The 17676-nt window shown below is 72.4% G+C and carries 15 protein-coding genes; 9 read left to right on the top strand and 6 right to left on the bottom strand.

Annotated elements, in window-relative coordinates:
- Positions 1-8 precede the first annotated feature (8 nt).
- The 5 genes from WMF34_RS10675 (at position 9) to trxA (ending at position 6040) form a co-directional block, all read left to right on the top strand.
- On the top strand, positions 9-1082 hold the full coding sequence (locus WMF34_RS10675) for a S1 family peptidase (protein WP_437993216.1): 1074 nt from the start codon (positions 9-11) through the stop codon (positions 1080-1082).
- 41 nt (positions 1083-1123) lie between these two features.
- On the top strand, positions 1124-2701 hold the full coding sequence (locus WMF34_RS10670; protein WP_437993215.1) for a trypsin-like peptidase domain-containing protein: 1578 nt from the start codon (positions 1124-1126) through the stop codon (positions 2699-2701).
- Between the two features lie 16 nt (positions 2702-2717).
- On the top strand, positions 2718-4247 hold the full coding sequence (locus tag WMF34_RS10665; protein ID WP_012234672.1) for an ABC transporter permease subunit: 1530 nt from the start codon (positions 2718-2720) through the stop codon (positions 4245-4247).
- The gene (locus WMF34_RS10660; RefSeq protein WP_437993214.1) at positions 4244-5236 is read left to right on the top strand and encodes an ABC transporter permease; all 993 of its coding nucleotides are present in this window, start codon (positions 4244-4246) and stop codon (positions 5234-5236) included. Before WMF34_RS10665 ends, WMF34_RS10660 begins: the two co-directional genes overlap by 4 nt.
- Before the next feature lie 162 nt (positions 5237-5398).
- Positions 5399-6040, top strand: coding sequence for a thioredoxin (gene trxA, locus WMF34_RS10655; RefSeq protein ID WP_044964524.1), 642 nt, complete (start codon positions 5399-5401; stop codon positions 6038-6040).
- 73 nt (positions 6041-6113) lie between these two features.
- On the opposite strand, the gene larC is transcribed toward trxA, so the two are convergent.
- Together larC and larB are read right to left on the bottom strand one after the other, a co-directional pair.
- A complete protein-coding gene (larC, locus tag WMF34_RS10650; protein WP_437993213.1) occupies positions 6114-7595 on the bottom strand; it encodes a nickel pincer cofactor biosynthesis protein LarC in 1482 nt (493 codons plus the stop codon).
- A 67-nt stretch (positions 7596-7662) separates the two neighbouring features.
- Complete coding sequence (gene larB, locus WMF34_RS10645; protein WP_012234668.1) at positions 7663-8415, bottom strand: nickel pincer cofactor biosynthesis protein LarB; 753 nt, start codon at positions 8413-8415, stop codon at positions 7663-7665.
- A gap of 166 nt (positions 8416-8581) precedes the next feature.
- Between larB and WMF34_RS10640 the strand changes: the two genes are divergently transcribed.
- Positions 8582-9334 carry a hypothetical protein gene (locus WMF34_RS10640; RefSeq protein ID WP_044964521.1) on the top strand — a complete coding sequence of 251 codons (753 nt, stop codon included), beginning with the start codon at positions 8582-8584 and terminating at the stop codon, positions 9332-9334.
- 105 nt (positions 9335-9439) lie between these two features.
- Positions 9440-10822 (top strand): TldD/PmbA family protein, encoded by a 1383-nt coding sequence (locus tag WMF34_RS10635; protein ID WP_437993212.1) that lies wholly within the window; start codon positions 9440-9442, stop codon positions 10820-10822.
- A gap of 241 nt (positions 10823-11063) precedes the next feature.
- Here WMF34_RS10635 and WMF34_RS10630 read toward each other — a convergent pair whose 3' ends face one another.
- A complete protein-coding gene (locus tag WMF34_RS10630; RefSeq protein WP_012234666.1) occupies positions 11064-11693 on the bottom strand; it encodes a helix-turn-helix domain-containing protein in 630 nt (209 codons plus the stop codon).
- A gap of 199 nt (positions 11694-11892) precedes the next feature.
- On the bottom strand, positions 11893-13497 hold the full coding sequence (locus tag WMF34_RS10625; protein ID WP_437993211.1) for a lamin tail domain-containing protein: 1605 nt from the start codon (positions 13495-13497) through the stop codon (positions 11893-11895).
- Positions 13498-13575: 78 nt separating this feature from the next.
- Between WMF34_RS10625 and WMF34_RS10620 the strand changes: the two genes are divergently transcribed.
- Positions 13576-13920 (top strand): helix-turn-helix domain-containing protein, encoded by a 345-nt coding sequence (locus WMF34_RS10620; RefSeq protein ID WP_044964518.1) that lies wholly within the window; start codon positions 13576-13578, stop codon positions 13918-13920.
- A 42-nt stretch (positions 13921-13962) separates the two neighbouring features.
- Here WMF34_RS10620 and scpB read toward each other — a convergent pair whose 3' ends face one another.
- Complete coding sequence (gene scpB / locus WMF34_RS10615) at positions 13963-14988, bottom strand: SMC-Scp complex subunit ScpB (protein WP_437993210.1); 1026 nt, start codon at positions 14986-14988, stop codon at positions 13963-13965.
- A 235-nt stretch (positions 14989-15223) separates the two neighbouring features.
- Here scpB and WMF34_RS10610 point away from each other — a divergent pair, with 235 nt between their 5' ends.
- Entirely contained in the window at positions 15224-15628 is a 405-nt protein-coding gene (locus WMF34_RS10610) for a hypothetical protein (protein ID WP_437993209.1), read from the top strand.
- 42 nt (positions 15629-15670) lie between these two features.
- Here the strand turns inward: WMF34_RS10610 and WMF34_RS10605 are convergent, their stop codons facing one another.
- On the bottom strand, positions 15671-17620 hold the full coding sequence (locus tag WMF34_RS10605) for a segregation/condensation protein A (protein ID WP_437993208.1): 1950 nt from the start codon (positions 17618-17620) through the stop codon (positions 15671-15673).
- Positions 17621-17676 lie beyond the last annotated feature (56 nt).

The raw sequence follows: 17676 nt of genomic DNA, 5'->3' as shown, positions 1-17676 counted from the left end.
CCACCGCGATGCTGCGCAGCAACGACAAGCGTGGCCGGCAGACTCCGGCCGCCCCGCAGGAAGAGTGGCCCCCCGGGCGCCCGGACGCGGACGGCCGCGTCGACGTCGAGACCGCGCAGCGCATCGTCAAGGATGCCGTCGTGCAGGCGATGCGGCGCGAGGAGAAGGCGCTCGCGCTCGTGCGCGCCAAGGCGGACGAGGCGAGGCGCAGGGTGTCGCGCCACAACCTGATCCTCGGGCTAGGCGTCGCCGCGGCGCTCGTCGCCGTGGCCGTGGCGTTCGTGGTCACGTACCGGTCGCGCCAGGCGGCCGACGCGCTGGCGCGCGAGGTCGGCCTCGGGATCGCGCCCGCGGCGCGCCCGTCGGGCGCGATCCCGGAGCAGGTGCTCTCGGGGCGCGCCATCTTCGAGCAGAACAGGCTGGCGCTCTACGTGATGGGCTACAAGGTGGACAACCGCATCGGCGGCTGCTGCTCGGCGTTCGCCATCGCGCCCGATCTGCTCGCGACGAACGCTCACTGCGTCCGCGACTGCCGCGCCCGCGGCGGCACCTCGATCGTCACGCAGAACGACTCGATGGGGAAGATCCGCTTCCCCATCGTCGCGATGTCGGCCCACCCGGCGTACAAGCCGGGGCAGGCGGGCGCCGGCTCGCCGGACGTCGCCCTGCTCCGGATCGCCGGCAAGGCGACGCGCACGGTGAAGCTCGCGAACGACGCCGAGCTGCGGGCCATCGGGCCGGGCGACGACGCCTACGTCATCGGCTTCCCCGGTCGCCTGATGGACCCGCTGAGCCCCTCGGCGACGTTCCTGGAGGGCCGCATCGGGCGCGTGACCGGCATCGACGAGGAGGCGACGACGCCGGACCGAGCCGTCCTGATCCAGCACGACGCCGTCACGCGCGGGGGCAACAGCGGGAGCCCCATCTTCAACCAGTACGGGCACGTCATCGGCATCCACGCGGCGCACATCGACGACGAGGACAACGTCACGATCGACGGCCGGAAGGCGACGGTGACGCAGAGCTCGCCGTTCCGCATCGGGATGCGGATCGATCTGCTGCAGGGGGTCCCGGCGCCGTGATGCTGCGCGTCGTACATACCTTCGGGCGCAACGCCGGTTCTGTGGAGATCCATGACCGGCGCGCGGTGCGCTTCGGTCGAGCGCCGGACAACGACGTCGTCTTCGACCCGAACCACGATCGCGACGCGAGCAGCCACCACGCCGAGGCGCGCCTCGAGGCGGCGGGCTGGGTGCTCTACGACCTCGACAGCCGCAACGGGACCTACGCGGGCGGGCAGCGGATCAAGCGGCACCCGATCGCGTCGGGCGACGAGATCACGTTCGGCGCCAAGGGCCCGCGGGTGCGGCTGGAGCTCGTCGAGCGCCGCACGTCGGGTCCGCCGCAGGCGCACGCCGTGGCGCATCACCCCTCTCCTGCCGCGGCTTACCCTTCGCCAGCGACGGGCCATCCCGCGCCCGCCGCGTACCCCGTGCCTACTGCGGGCTACTCCGCGCCCGCTGCATACCCGGCGCCCGCTGCATACCCGGCACCCGCTGCATACCCGGCGCCCGCTGCATACCCCGCGCCCGCCGCTTACCCCGCGCCCGCTGCATACCCCGCGCCCGCCGCTTACCCCGCGCCCGCTGCCGCCTCCCCTGGGCACGTCCCGGTGGCGCCGCCGGCCGGAGCTCGGCGGGTCGGCGAGCGGACGATCGCCATGATGATCTCCTCCGCCGTCGCGGCCGCCACGGGACGCGCGAAGCCCCGCGGCACCGTCGAGATCAACGCCATGCTCCACAAGGAGGTGCACGCCGCGACGGCAGGCCAGCGGCGCACGACCTACATCCTCGCCGCGCTCCTCGTGATCGCGCTCGCGAGCCTCGCCGCGCTCATCGTCTACAACCGCTCCTCCCACGACGAGATCAGCCAGCTGCGGGAGGAGCTCGCGGGCCTCTCGCCGGAGGACCCCCGGCGCAAGGAGATCGAGCGCCGCCTCGGGACGCTCCACCCCTCGAACGCGAACTTCGGGCGCAACCTCCACGACCGCTCCAGGAAGGGGATCTTCATGCTCGCCGCCGGGCGCGAGGGGTTCTGCACGGCGTTCGCGGTGCGGCCCTCCGTCCTCGTGACGAACGCCCACTGCATCACCGCGGCCAAGCGCCGCGGCGGCACGATCGCGGCGCTCGAGAACGAGGGCCGGGGCCAGATAAGCTTCGCCGTGACCGGCATGCGGACGCACCCGCAGTACCGCGACAGCGCGGATCAGCTCACCCCGGACATCGGCACCGTGACGATCGCGGGGCGCGCGGCCGCCGTGCTCGAGCTCGCGACGCGGGAAGAGCTCGCCGCGGCCGGCGCCGGCGACGACGTGTACCTGATCGGCTTCCCGGAGCGGCTCACGGACACCGCGAACCCCGTCGCCACGTTCCTCGCCGCCAACATCGGCCGGATCACGGGCGCGAACGGCCGGCCCGCGCCCGCGGCGGAGGCCTGGCTGATCCAGCACGACGCCCGCAGCACGAGCGGCATGAGCGGGAGCCCCATCTTCAACGGCCAGGGCAAGGTCATCGGCATCAACGCCGGCGGGTACCTCGAGGGCAACGACGAGACGATCTCTGGCCAGAAGATGGAGGTGGTAAAGGCCTCCCCCTACAAGTTCGGGATGCGCATCGACCTGCTCGACGCCATCCTGCGCTGACTCCCGGCCGAGAGAGATGCTCCGCCACGCGCTCCGCAGGCTCCTCTGGACGCTGCCGACCCTCGTCGGCGTCTCGCTGCTGACCTTCTTCGTGCTCTCCTTCGTCCCGGATCCGACGGACGACCCGCTCCTCGCCAGCTCGCTCTCCAGCGCGGAGCTCGCGCGGCTCCGCCGGGAGCGCTTCCTCGACCTGCCGCGCTTCATCAACCTGAAGCCGCGCGACGTGCGCCTGCGCGCCCTCGCGGCCACGCAGGCCATCGCGGCCGGCGGCGACGACGCGGCGGCCGCCGCCGACGAGCTGCGGCGCCTCGGCGGCGCCGCGCTGCCGCACATCCTGCCGCTCGACGCGCTCGCGCCCGAGCCGCGCACCCGCGTCGCGCTCGCGCTCGCGCCCGTCGCGGCGCGGATGGGCCTGCCGCGGGCCGACGACGCCGCGGACCCGGCGCACGCGGTCGCGTTCTGGACGCGCTTCTGGGACGACCGCGGCATCGAGTTCCGGAGCGCGTCGGTCCGGAGCGCGGTGCGGCGCCTGGTCCGCTACGGCTCCGCGTCGCGCGCCGCCGAGCTGCTGGAGCTCGACACGTTCGCCCTGCAGGCGGTGATCGCCGCGCTCCAGCCGCCGCGCGACGCCGCGACGCTCGAGCAGGCGCGCGCCCTCGTCGACGTCGCGGCCCACATCGCGGAGATCGACGACCGGATCGCCCCGGGCGACGACCTCGCGGAGGCCCGCGCGTGCGTCACGCGGTGGAGGTCGTTCTGGAACGTGTACCGCAGCGACTTCGAGGTGTTCTCCGGCCCGGCGCAGCTCGCGGCGACCGTGCTCGAGACCCGCTACGGCAAGTGGGCGCTCGGCGCGGTCACCCACCGGCTCGGCGTCGCGGCGACCGGAGAGCCGGTGCTCGACGAGCTCGCGCGGCGCGCGCCCGTCACCCTCGCGCTCGTCTTTGGGGCGATCGCGCTGGCCTACGCCGTGGCGATCCCGCTCGGCGCGCTCAGCGCGGCCTCGCAGGGCCGGCGGAGCGACTCCGCGATCGCGGCCGCCGTGCTCACCGCCGCCGTCCTCCCGACCGCCGTCGTGGCCGTGGCCGCCGCGCTCCTCTCGGGCGGCGCGCGGTCCCTGCTCCTGCCGACGTGCATCATCGCGCTCTCGCTGGTCGCCGCGCCGACGCGGCAGCAGCGCGCCGCGCTCGTCGCGGTCCTCACGCAGGACTTCGTCCGGGCCGCGCGGGCGCGAGGCGCCGGCGCCGCGCGCGCCATCGCCGTCCACGGGCTCCGCAACGCCGTGCTCCCGGTCGTGACGCTCGCCATGCTCGAGCCGCCGATGGCGCTCGGCGGCGCCTTCGTCGTCGAGCGCGTCTTCGAGCTCCACGGGCTCGGCGAGCTCACGCTCCTCGCCGTGCAGGCGCGCGACGTGAGCTGGCTCATGGCCATCTCGATCGGCGCCGCGGCTATCGCCGCGCTCGGCGTGATCGCGACCGACCTCGCCTACGTGCTCGTCGATCCGCGGCTCGGCCCGGCGGTGCTCTCGCGGAGGAGCGAGGCATGACCCACGCGACCGCGTTCCTCCGCCGGATGGTGGGCAGCAAGCGCGTCGCCATCGGCGCCGTGCTGCTCGGCGTCCTCGCCCTGCTCGCCATCTTCGCCGAGCTCCTCGCCGCCCCCGCGCCCATCGCCTGCTTCCGGCCGGGCCGCGCGGAGATCCTGCCCGCGATCACCGAGGGCGCCGCGCTCGAGTCGCTCACCGAGGCCGAGCTCAGGGTGCGCTTCGAGGGCTTCGCGATCTGGCCGCCCATCCGCTACGGCCCGGAGCAGCGCACCGACGCCGGCCCGAACGCGTCGCCGTCCCTCGATCACCCGCTCGGCACGGACTTCGAGAGCCGCGATCTCGCCGCGCGGCTGATCTACGGCGCGCGCACCGCGCTCGGCCTGTCGCTCAGCGCGGTGCTCGTGGGCATGTTCCTCGGCGTCGTGCTCGGCGGGCTCGCGGGCACGCTGCGCGGCGTCTGGAACGACGGCCTCGTCCGCCTCGTCGAGACGGTCGACACCTTCCCGGCGATCCTCGTCGTGGCCATCGTGCGGGCGATCGAGCGCGAGCCCTCCGCGCTGTCGCTGGTGCTCGCGGTCGCCTTCGTCCGCTGGGCGGAGATCGCGCGCCTCGTGCGCGCCGAGGTGCTGCGCGCGTCGAGCGAGGAGTACGTGATGGCCGCGCGCGCGCTCGGCAGCACCCGGCTGCGCGTCTTTTACCGCCACATCCTCCCGAACGCGCTCGGCCCCGTGATCGTGAGCTCGGTGCTCGGAGTGGCGTCCGTCGTCCTGCTCGAGGCGGCGATCTCGTTCCTCGGGATGGGCGCGCCCGCGCGCGTGGCCTCGTGGGGGGAGACGCTGGGCCAGGCGGCGCGGCACCCGAGCGAGATCCGGCTGCTCGTCTTCCCTTTCGTGCTGCTCCTGGCGACGGTCGGCGGCTCTTACCTCATCGCCGACGCCCTGCGCGACTCCATCGATACACGCACCGTGCGCACGCGCGTCCCGCGCTGACGGGGCGGGGCGCGCGGGCCGCACGTCCGCAGGCGCCGCCGGCCGTGCAGCGCTCTCGCGCGCCGAAATTGCGCTGAAATCGCGTTCATCTCCGCGATCTCGGCGGCGGAGCCCTCGCGCCGCTCGATCTCGCAGGAAAGGCCCGCTATGAATTCGCCCGCCATGGCCGTTCCCGAGATCAACGAGCAGGAGTTCGAGCGCGAGGTGCTCCGCAGCGAGTTGCCCGTGCTCATCGATTTCACCGCCACCTGGTGCGGACCGTGCAAGACGGTCGCGCCGGAGGTCGACGCCATCGCGCGCGAGCTCGAAGGCAAGGCCAAGGTGGTCAAGGTCGACATCGACCGGTCGAAGCGCATCGCCACCACGCTGCGCATCCAGGCCGTCCCGACGTTCATGGTCTTTCATCGAGGCCGCCCGGTGGCCGCCGAGCAGGGCGTCCTCAACCGAAAGCAGCTCCGCGAGCTGCTCGATCCGTTCCTCCCGCGCGCCGAGGGCGCCATCCGGGCGGCCGAGCTGGCGCAGCTGATCCGGGAGGGCCAGGTGGTCCCCGTGGACACGCGCGAGACCCCCGCCTACGGCCGCGCCCACATCCCGGGCGCGGTGCACATCCCGATCGAGGAGATCGAGGGCCGGCTCGCCGAGCTCCACATGCTGGCCGGCGCGCCCGTCCTCTATTGCCGCTCCGGCGACAAATCGAAGGACGTCGCCGCGAAGCTCGCCGAGGAGGGCGTGCCCGTCGCGTTCCTCGAGGGCGGCTTCCTCTCGTGGGAGGCCGAGGCGCTCCCGATCCAGCGCCCCGACTGACCGCTGCCGCAGGGTGACGCCGCGCCGCTCGGCGAGCTCGGCGCCGCGCGGCAGCACCCTGCGCGGCGCGGCGTCACCCCTTGGCGGCCGACAGCGCCGCCGAGACGACCTCGCGCACCGGCACGCCGTGCGTCCTCGCCGCCGCGGCGCAATCATCGAACTCCGGCTTGATCTGCGGCGGCCCGAACGGCCCCTCGCTGATCTTCACGCGGATGGCTCCGTACGCCGTCTGCACCGTGGTGATCCGCCGCGGCCGCTCGGTGCGCGCGACAGGGATCTTCCGTAGCCCGATGCTGGTCGTCTCGCGGAGCAGCGCCGTCGCGACGGCGTCGGCCTGGGGGGCGGCCGCGAGCGCCGCGATCGTCAGGGCGGGGCGCCCTTTCTTCATGGTGATCGGCGCCGCCCAGGCGTCGAGCGCGCCCGCCGCGAACAGCGCCTCGATCGCGTGCCCTGCCACCTCGCCCGTCAGATCGTCGACGTTCGCCTCGACGATCACGTGCGACGCGCTGCCGAGGCTCTCGTCTCCACCCGCGCGCGTCCCGAGCACGACCCGCAGCAGGTTGGGGCGGTCCGGCAGCTCGCGCTGGCCGGCGCCGAAGCCGATCCGATCGGGGGCGAACGTCGGCCAGCGCTCGAACCGGGTCGCCAGCGTGGCGATGATGGCCGCGCCGGTGGGCGTGACCAGCTCGGCGTCGAGCTCGACGCCGTAGGTGGGGACGCCGCGGAGGCACGCGACCGCCGCGGGCGGCGGCAGCGGGAGGATCCCGTGCCGCGCCTTCACGAACCCGCGCCCCATGGGCAGCGGCGATCCGACGACCTCCGCCCCGATGTGGACGATCGCGGCGGCGGCGCCCACGATGTCGACGATCGCGTCGACGGCGCCGACCTCGTGGAAGTGCACGTCTTCCAGGCGGATCCGGTGGACGGCGGCCTCCGCCTCGCCGAGGCGCCGGAAGATCCGGCGCGCCAGCGCGGCGACCGGTGGATCGAGCGGCGCGGCGGCGAGCATGGCGTCGATGGATCCGTAGGTGCGCTCCGGCTGCGGCGCCTCGACGTGCACGTCGAACGAGGTCGCCACGATGCCGCTCCGATGGGCGTGCCCGCGGTGCAGGTGGAACCCATCGAGCGGCAGCGCGGCGACGGCGCGCTCGATGACGAGGAGGGGCACCCCGAGATCGAGCAGCGCGGCGATGGTCATGTCGCCCGCGATCCCGCTGAAGGCGTCGAAGAACAGGACCTTGCCCGTGCCCGCGCCCTCCTCGAGGAGCGGCGCGCGCGGATGGTCGTGCGCGTGGTGGTGATGCGCGTGCCGGTCGTCGTGCTCGTCTCCGTGCGCGTGCTCGTCTCCGTGCGCGTGCCCGTGGTCGTGCTCGTCTCCGTGCGCGTGCCCGTGGTCGTGCTCGTCTCCGTGCGCGTGCGCGTGCGCGTGCGCGTGCGCGTGCGCGTGGTCGTGCCCGTGGTCGTGCTCGTCTCCGTGCGCGTGCGCGTGCGCGTGCGCGTGATGGCCCCCGTGCGCATCCCCGTGCGCGTGGTCGTGATCGTGCCCGTGTCCCATCTCTCGCCTTCTCCGTTCCCCGGGCGCCTTCGCGGCGCGGCGCTCCCGCGGTCGCGCTCGTTCCGAGCTACTCCTTCGGCAACATGCGATGCGCCACCATCGCCGCGCCGAAGCCGCTGTCGATGTTGACCACGGCGACTCCAGAGGCGCACGACGTGAGCATGGCGAAGAGCGGGGTGAAGCCGCCCAGGGCAGTGCCGTAGCCGACCGACGTCGGCACCGCGATCACCGGCGCCGCCACGAGCCCGCCGACCACGCTGGGCAGCGCGCCTTCCATGCCCGCGACCACGATCACGGCCGACGCCTTGCGCAGCTCCTCGACGCGATGGAGGAAGCGGTGCAGCCCCGCGACCCCCACGTCGTACAGCCGCTTCGCCTCGAGGCCCACGGCGCGCAGCGTCTCGATGGCCTCCTCGGCGACCGACAGATCGCTCGTGCCCGCGGTCACGACGGCGACCGCCCCGGCGGCGCGCTTCGGCGGCGGCGCGACCTCGATGCTGCCGGTCCGCGCGAGGGGCACATAACGGAACGCGGGCAAGAGCGCCGAGACCGCCGCGCCCTTCGCGGCGTCGACCCGGGTCACGAGCACGTTCTGCCCCGCCCCCGAGATCTCCCCGGCGATCAGGGCGATCTGCTCGGGCGTCTTCCCTTCGCCGAAGATCACCTCGGGGACGCCCTGCCTGAGCGCGCGGTGGTGATCGACGGTCGCGACGCCCAGGTCCCGGAAAGGCAGCCCTCGGAGGGCATCGAGCGCCTCCTCGACGGCAAGCTCGCCGGTCCGAACGCGCTCAAGCATCTCCCGGACGAGGCGCGGCTCCATGTGCGCAGCCGCTTAGCGCGGCGGCGTTCCCAGAGCAAACGTTCCGCCCAGCCTGCCAAGCCGCGCCCGGAAGAGCCCCGGTGTGGGCCGCTCGATCCCGCCCTGGTCAGGAAAAGGTCCAGGCACTTTGCTCAGGAGGGGGCGACAGGACTACTTTCGGCGCCGCGTGCCCGCCTTCGTCGCTCCCCTCGTCGGCTTTGCTCTCGGTGCGCTGCTCGCCTGGTTCAGCGCTGCAGCCCCTCACCGCCTGGGCGCGCTGCGCGCGTCGGAGCCTCGGCCAGCGCCGGGCGCGCGCGCTCGGCCGCTCGCGCTCGTCTCCCTGTTCGCCTGCCTCGTCTTCGCGCCGGTCTGCGCGTACTTCCTCGTGTTCGCCCCTGACTGGAGCTTCGCGTACCTCGTCGATACGCGCCGCATCCCGTCCGCCGTCGACCTCGTGCTCGTCCTCGTCAATGCCGCCTCGGTGCCCGCCGGGTTCGCGGCCGCGAATCGCTTCGCCGGGAGCGCTGGCGGCAGGTGGACCGCGCAGCGCGCGGTCCGCGCGCTCGCCGTCCTCGCCGGCGCGCCGCTGTCGCTCGCCCTGGTCGCCGTCCTGGCCCTGTCCCGGCGGCTCGCGCTCGACGGCACCTACCGGCAGGTCGAGGGCGACTTCGGCGTCCACCCGGTCGCCGGCGGTCCGCTCGGTTATGCGCTCCTCTGGATGTACACCATGCTGGCCGCCGGCTTCGCGGTCACCGTGAGCGCCCTGCTCCGGCGCGAGCCCGCGGGCGGCGCGCCGAAGGCCGAGCCCTCCCCCGGCGCGCGCCCCCGCGCCGTCCCGAGTGAGCCAGCGCCTGAGGTCGTTCCGCCCCGGCCCGCCTCGACACGCCCTCAGCGGCGGCTCGGCGTCGGCAGCGGCGGGCGCTCCAACCGGCCGGGCTGAGACGCCCCTCGTGCGCGCGGGGCTGAGGCGCCCCTGGTGCGCGCGGGGGAGGCGACCACGTCACCGCGTTGACGGAGCCAGCCCGCTCCACCACCCTGTCGCCCCATGTCCGAACGAGCCCGCGTGGAGCAGCAGGTCGAGGAACTCATGGAGCTCGCCGAGCAGGTGGTGACGCGCGCCAGGAAGGGCGGCGCCGACGTCGCGGAGGCGATCGCCCGCTCCGGCTCCGAGCTCACCACGAAGGTGCGCCTCGGCGAGCCCGAGCTCGTCGAGGAGGCTGTCCACAAGGGCCTGGGCATGCGGATCATCAAGAAGCAGCGCGTCGCGCTGACCTCGACGTCCGACCTCACGCCCCGCGGCATCGATCGCTTCGTGGCGGACGCGCTCGAGCTCGCCGACATCTCCCAGGAGGACGCGTTCGCCGGCCCCGCCGATCCGGAGCTCATCGCCAAGGGGCCCCTTCCCGCGCTCGATCTCTACGATCCCTCGGGCGGCGAGGTCACGGCCGCGCAGGCGATCGACATCGCGCGCCGAGGCGAGCAGGCCGCGCGCGACGCCGACCCGCGGATCACGAACAGCGAGGGCGCGACGTTCTCGCGGAGCGCGGGCGCCTTCGCCCTCGTCCTGTCCGGCGGGTTCCGCGGCGGCTTCGCCGGCTCGTACGCGCAGCTCGTGGTCTCCCCGATCGCCGACGACAGCGGCGACAAGAAGCGCCGCGGCTTCTACTTCACCGGCCGGCGCCACCTCGCCGACCTGGACGCCCCGGACGCCGTGGGCCGCGAGGCGGCGCGCCGGACGCTGCGCAAGCTCGGCGCCCGCAAGGTGGCGACCTGCGAGGCGCCCGTCGTCTTCGACCCGGACGTCGCCCGGTCGATGCTCGGGTTGCTCGGCTCCTGCATCATGGGCAGCTCGATCTGGCGCAAGTCGAGCTACCTCGTCGGCCGCGAGGGGACACGCATCGCCAGCGATCTCATCACGGTCGTCGACGACCCGCTGATCCCGCGCGCGCCCGGCTCGCGCCCGTTCGACGGCGAGGGCCTCCTCGCCCGGCGCAACGTCGTTGTCGAGCAAGGCATCCTGAAGATCTACCTCTGCGACAGCTACAGCGGCCGGAAGCTCAAGCGCCCGCCGACCGCCAGCGCCTCGCGCGGCGCTGGCGGCGGCGTCGGGCCGTCCACGTCGAACTTCCTCCTCCAGCCCACCTCCACGCCGGCGGCGGAGATCGTGCGTTCCACGCCGCGCGGGCTGTATGTCACCGAGATGATGGGCTTCGGCTTCAACGCCGTGACCGGCGACTTTTCCCGGGGCGCGTCCGGCTTCTGGATCGAGAATGGAGAGCTCGCCTATCCGGTGAGTGAGGTAACCATCTCGCTGAACCTCGACGAGCTCTTGCAGCGGATCGACGCCGTCGGGGATGACCTGGATCTCCGGACGTCGACATGCTCACCGACGTTCCGGGTCTCCTCCATGACCATCGCTGGAAGCTGAAGCGCCTCCGTCCGAGGGGCCTTGCTCCTCGGGCGCGTCTTCTTCCAGGAGACTCCGAAGCGGACTCGACAGCGGGGTTGCGAGCGACCCATCAACCGGCCCCGGGTTGTGCTGCAGGAGGGGGTTCTGACCTCAGCGGCTCGCTCTGCAGTGCTGCGGCTCCTGGCGGAGCCTCCTCGGGCGCGACCGGCCGTCCTAGCCCAGCCTCTTCTGCTGGGCGTAGGACGGCCGGGGCCCTGGCTCAGCGCGAGGACCCGCCTGCGGCGAGGCTCCGCGGCGGCTCTTCCGACGCCGGACCGCTCGCCGCCTGGAGGGGCGTCGCCGTCTGCGCGGCCGCTTCGGGCACGAGGAAGCCCTTCAGCTGCTGCGCGTCGCTCCGGCCGATCCGGCCGACGAACGACGGCAGGCTGATCGGCTCATCCGACAAGGCGACGAAGGTCCCCTGCGAGTTCGCTCGGTGGAGCGCCTCGAAGAGGGAGGGGACGTCCACGTCGCTGGCCACCGCCCGCACGTCGACGATGTACACGTCCGCGGGGTCCGCCCCCGCGAAGATCAGCGCGTCATACGGGTGGCTCGCGTGCCGGATGGGCACGCCTTCCCCGAGGGCTCGCGCCACGTGGGCCATCGTATCCTTGGTGCCGATGGCCATCATCGACTTGGAGGTCGCCTTGGCGAGCTCCCTGGGCACCGAATAGCCCCATGCACGGAGGAACTCGGCCACGTCCGCAGCCTTGAAGCGCAAGTGTCTCCCCGGCGTACGGAAATGGGCAATCCTCCCCCGATCTACCCAGTTATGGATTGTCTTCAAGTCGACCTCGCACAAGGCTGCGAGGTCCGATGCCGTCAACAGCTTTTCACGAACACCAGCCATCGCCGAACTCCACGCGAAAGGCACCTGCCGCACAGCTCGCGTTCACAGCGCGGCAGCGTCTCCTCAGGTGGCGGCCCCCCCACCCGTCTGTCTACTCGATTGAAACCTAGCTCTCATAGACGGGTCCGTCACCCGCTTTGCTCGAATTTTCTCAGCCCCATGGCGAGTTCGCCCCGCGCGGAGGCAAACTCCCCATCCTTCAGGGGATCTCCTGGTTCATTATGTTCACGCGACCGGGCGTCGGCCAGCTGGTCGCGAAGGAGCCAGCCGAGCCGTCTGGAGCGTGCGGAGCGACGCGGGCCAGGCTCATTCCCGGCTTTGGCACGGGCGCGGCGGGCGACCTGGACAAGACAACACCTCCTCGATCCTTCAATTTGAGCGGTTCTCCCGAGTTCGACAGCCCGTGGCTGCCAAGTTTGGGGACACGGAGAAGAAGCGTCTCGGGAGGAGGCGGAGGGTCGAGCTCATCATCAGAAACGTAGTCCTCGTTGACGACCAGAGCGTACGCGCCGGGCATGAACGAAATAGGGGGCAATTCGGTCTCACCACCCACATCGGCGAGTACGACCCCTGTGAGCTCAGCAGGGACATCACCGTCATTGTAGAGCTCGACCCACTCCTGCCCTGGCTCTGGCCCGACGGGGTTCGCCAGCACCTCGTTGATGATCACATGAGGCATGGGCGCGAGCGTCATGGCCGAGAACGTCCGGCGCTCCACGACCCCGGCGTTGTCGACGATCGCAAGGGCGAGCTCCACGGGACTCGAGGGCGGCAGGGGAGCGAGGACGAACGGCTCGCCCGGCGGCACCGCGAAGACTTCGTCGAACCCCGCGCCCGCGATCGCCCAGAGCAGCGGCGCATCCGCCGAACGAACGAGGATCCGATCGTCGGCGACCCGAGCACAGCCTGGCCCGAGCGCGAGCTCGTCCGGCGCACACGCCACCGCGATGGCGGGAAGCGGCTCTGATTCCAGCATGAACGGACGCGGATCGAGGCTCACAGCCGTCGGCTCGCCCGGGAGCGCGACGGGAGGCCCCACGAGGCGCACGCCGTCGGCCCCGGGCGGCGCCGTGGCGGTTGGCTCCCCTTCGAAGCGCAGGCAGCGCGCGCCGATGTCGTCGACGGCGCCGCGGCGCAGCTCGCCCGCCGGTCCGCCAGGCGCGAGCGTCGCCGCGGCGACCACCTCCGGGAGGGGCGCGTCACCGCACCACACCCCCAGGCCGAGGGTCGCGCCGGCGTCGGGCGGCGGCCAGAGCCGTGAGAGCACGGGCGGCGAGCCCTCCGTGGCGATCTGGATGTGGTGCGAGAACACAGGGCTGCCGCTCGCGATGGCGTAGGTCTCCCCGGGGGCGAGCGGGGCGAGCGGCGCCACGGTCAGCGAGAGGTCGCCAGGGGGAGTCCCGTTCAGCCAGGCGATCGAGGGGACGACGCGCTCCGACAGCGCCGTCGACAGCTCGCCTCGCTCTATCTGCCGGAGGTGCGCCGCGCTGAGCTTGCCGCGGACGACCAGCGCACGGGCGGGGTCGACACTCCCGAGAGCGGCGCCGGGGAGGAGCACGCGCGCCCGCAGCACCGGAGGCGCGGCGTCCAGCGGCGCGGCGGGCTCGATCTGGAGCTCGGGGCCCGGGTCTGCGGGGCCGGCGACCTCGGCGTCTTCTTCGTCACCGCCTTCATCGAGTTGCGGGGGAACGACGAGCTCCGGCGCGCAGGACAGGGGTGAGGCCACGAGCGGCGCGAGCGCGAGCGGCAGCGCGCGGAGCGCGCGGGGAGTCCACGAGGGGCGAAGCGGGCAACGATGGGTCATGACGCGGAGTTCGGCGGGAGCTCGCTGCCGGTTGCTCGACGTCGCTTTCTTTTTTCGAGGCCGCTACCCTCGCCCCGCATGGCCCCCGAGGACATCAAGAAGCTCCGGCAGGAGCTCGGCTGCACGGCCCGCGAGCTCGCCGGAGCGCTGGGCATCGAGCAGGAGACCGTGCTCGCGTGGGAGCACGGAGATCTCTTTCCCACGAAGCGCTTCGTGGGAATGATGGAGGAGCTGCGACGAAAAGGTCCGGAGGCGATCCCCCGCAAGAAGAGGAGACAGGTCGCCGCCTCGCCGCTCCAGGTGCTCGCCGATCCCGAGCTCTGGCGGCTCTTCCGCAAGCTCCTCGCCCACCCCGAGCTGAGGAGCGCCGCAACGAAGCTGGCCGAGGCCTATCCGGATCCGACGGATGCTCCACCGCCGTGAACGACGGGGCGACGCGCTGGACGTTCAGACAAGGGCGAACGTTCAGTCTTCGTCATCTTCGTCGTCCTCATCATCTTCGTCGTCCTCCTCGTCCTCGTCCTCGTCTTCGTCGTCGTCGTCCTCCTCCTCGTCTTCGTCGTCTTCGTCGTCCTCGTCTCCGTCGTCCTCCTCGTCTTCGTCCTCGTCGTCTTCGTCGTCTTCGTCGTCTTCGTCGTCTTCGTCGTCCTCCTCGTCCTCGTCCTCGTCCTCGTCGTCTTCGTCATCCTCGTCGCGCCGTTCCTCCGCGACGTCGTTGGCGTGCTGGAATGCGTCCTTTTCAGCAGGCTCACCAAGCGCTGCGTCCGCTTCCACGACAGAGATCTCCTCGGACATTTCGTCTTCCCTTGCTTCCATCGCGACCTCTCCCTCCCGCGGCGCAGCAGACGACGCGCCGACGTCTTCCGATAGGTTCTCGCCTGCACTGGCGACGCTCGTCCGGAGCGATCCCTCCGCGCCGGCGAAGCTCTCCTGTCCCGATGTCACCACCCCCGTCTCGGGCGGCTCTTCGCCGAGCTCACGCTCATAGGCACGGCGCGACTCCTCGGTCAGCTCGGTGAACTCGCGCAGGGTGGGCAGCTCGCCGAGCGCCTTCAGACCGAAGAACTCGAGGAACTGCGCCGTCGTGCCGTACAGCATCGGGCGCCCAGGCTCGTCCTTCTTGCCCAGGATCCTCACGAGGTCACGCTCCAGGAGCGACTTGAGCGCCGCGCCGGAATCCACACCGCGGATCTCGTCGATCTCGGGCCTCGTGATCGGTTGCCGGTACGCGACGATCGCGAGCGTCTCGGTCTGGGCGCGAGACATCTTGACCGGCTTCTGCTCTGTCACCTCGCGAACGAAGGGCGCAAATGCGGGGCTCGTTCGAAAGACGTACCCTCCGGCGACCTCGTCCAGACGAAATCCTCGTCCGTCGTACTCCGCGACGAGCTCGGCCAGCAACTCTCGCACGACGCGGTGCTCTGCGTTCGCCGAACGCGCGAGATCACGCGCCGGCACCGGTCGCTCCGCCACGAAGATGAGCGCTTCCAACACCCCCTTCAGGTGCTTGCGCGCGACGGCAGAGAGCCCGGGCGCCGTGGTTGCGCTCCGGACAGGAACGTCGGCGCGGCGCGCCGGATGGCCGAGCTGGCCCCATGCACCAGCGCGGAAGCGAGCGACCGGATCGTGCCGTGTCCCTTTCGGTGCACGCGGCTCCTTCTTCCCGCCCCTCGGCCGCTTCGTTCCGCCGAGCCACGCGTGCGCCGCCGCCCTCAGCCGCGCCGGCGTGACCTGCGCACTCGCCTTGGCCGGCGTGCCCTGCCCCGCCGTCTTCGGTGCACGCGGCTCCTTCTTCCCGCCCCTCGGCCGCTTCGTTCCGCCGAGCCACGCGTGCGCCGCCGCCCTCAGCCGCGCCGGCGTGACCTGCGCGCTCGCTTTGGCCGGCGTGCCCTGCCCTGCCGTCTTCGGCGCGCGCGGCTCCTTCTTCCCGCCCCTCGGCCGCTTCGTTTCGCCGAGCCATGCGTGCGCCGCCGCCCGCAGCCGCGCCGGCGTGGCCTGCGCGCTCGCCTTGGCCGGCGTGCCCTGCCCCGCCGTCTTCGGCGCGCGCGGCTCCTTCTTCCCGCCCCTCGGCCGCTTCGTTTCGCCGAGCCATGCGTGCGCCGCCGCCCGCAGCCGCGCCGACGCGCCCTGACCTGTCGTCGTCTTCGCTATGCGCCGCCGCTTCGCCGCGGCATCAGCCACCGTCACGGCCACTCCCTGCGTCTACCTCATCCACCTCTGTCGGCGGCGCTGCGAAGTCCTCTGCGGTCGAGTGCGCGTTCGGGCCCACAACCGCATCGCCGCGCTCCGCCTCTTCCGGAGCCGGACTGGCATCGGCTTCCATCGCGTCCACCAAAGGCTCGCCCCCTGCGAGGTCGTGCGCATGGCTCGTCTCCTCCGCCGTCCCGGGAAGCTCCGTCCCCGATGCTTCGCCGCTCGATTCCTCAGCCGGCTCGGCCAGCTCCGGGCCCGTCGGTTCGCCGATCGGTGGCTCCACGGGCTCCGCCAGGTCCGCGTCACCCGCCTCGACGTTCCTCTCTTCCACGGGCTCGACCAGCTCCGACCACGCCGGTTCGCTGCTCGACGCCTCCGCTGCTTCCGCAGGCTCCGGTTCTGCCTCCTCCGCGACGCTGGCGTCCTCCACCTGCTCCACAGGCTCGACCAGCTCCGACCACGCCGGTTCGCTGCTCGACGCCTCCGCTGCTTCCGCGGGCTCCGGTTCTGCCTCCGCGACGCTGGCGTCCTCCACCTGCTCCACAGGCTCGACCAGCTCCGACCACGCCGGTTCGCTGCTCGACGCCTCCGCTGCTTCCGCAGGCTCCGGTTCTGCCTCCTCCGCGACGCTGGCGTCCTCCACCTGCTCCACGGGCTCGACCAGCTCCGACCACGCCGATTCGCTGCTCGACGCCTCTGCTGCTTCCGCGGGCTCCGGTTCTGCCTCCGCGACGCTGACGTCCTCCACCTGCTCCAGGGGCTCGACCGGCTCCAGGCTCTCCGGTGCGCCGCTCGGCGCCCCCGCGAGCTCCGCTTCCGACAGTTCTCCGCGCGCCTGCTCGGCCGACTCGACGAGCTCCGGCCCAGCCGGCTCGCTTCGCTCCACCTCGACGGCCTCCGCGACCTCGCCCTCTGCGGCAGCAGGCGGTGCTCCTGCATCCTCGCTCCCCGCTGTCTCGATCCGCTCCGCCGCCGGCGCGCCGTCCTCGAATCCGTCATCCGCCACCGGCGCGCCATCGGCTACCGCGAGCTGGATGTGAATCGGTGCCAGCGGGTCCGTCTGATGGACCCGGATGAGCTTCAGCTTGCACATCTCGAGCACGGCCAGGAACGTGATGACGACCTCGAAGCGAGGGATCACTCCCCCCTTCGAGACGCTGTCGAGCAGCAGATCCTCGAACCGCATGGCGCGCCGCGCGGAGAGCTTCTCCGTGAGCTCGACGATGCGATCCGTGATGCTGATGCGATCGAAGACGACCTCATGATCAATCTGGACGTTCGTCCGCTTCAGCACGCGCTCGAACGCGTCCAGCAGGCTGAAGATCGCCGTCGGCGCGAACGGAGCCGGGCCCTTCGGCACCTCGCTCTCGCTCATGCCGCGCGTGAACACGTCGCGCCCGAGCGTCCCGCGCTCGGCCAGGTCGGCCGCGGCGACCTTGTACTTCTGGTACTCCAGGAGCCGCCGGACGAGCTCCTCCCGCGGATCCTCCTCCTCACCCGGCATCCCGTCGTCGTCCTGCCCCGCAGGCACGCTCGGCAGGAGCATCTTCGACTTGATGTGCGTCAGCGTCGCCGCCATCACGAGGTACTCGCTCGCGAGGTCGATCGAGAGCGAGCGCATGATCTTCAGGTACTCGAGGTATTTTTCCGTGACGAAGCTCACGGGGATGTCGAGGATGTCGAGCTCGTGCTGCTGGATGAGGTGCAGCAGCAGGTCGAGCGGCCCCTCGAACGTGGGGAGCGTGACGACGTACTCGCCCTCGCGCGGCCCCGCATCGGCCGCCGGCGAGGCGACCTCCCGGGGCGGCGAGGCGGCCTCCCGGGCCAGCGAGGCGGCGGCCTGGCGCGCGGCGGGCGCAGGGGTGGCACCCGCGTTGCCGCGCCCTTTCCCGCTGCGCGCCCGTGCTGCACCCGCCTTGGAACCGCTCACGCCGCGACCGTAGTCGCAAGGCGCCGGTCGGTCCACGTCCGAGCGTCCTCGGGCGC

The organism is Sorangium sp. So ce145 (genome assembly GCF_051525985.1).
GTDB lineage: Bacteria > Myxococcota_A > Polyangia > Polyangiales > Polyangiaceae > Sorangium > Sorangium cellulosum_B.
The sequence above is the reverse complement of the archived record's forward strand: the minus strand, read 5'-3'. Positions and strand labels throughout refer to the sequence as shown.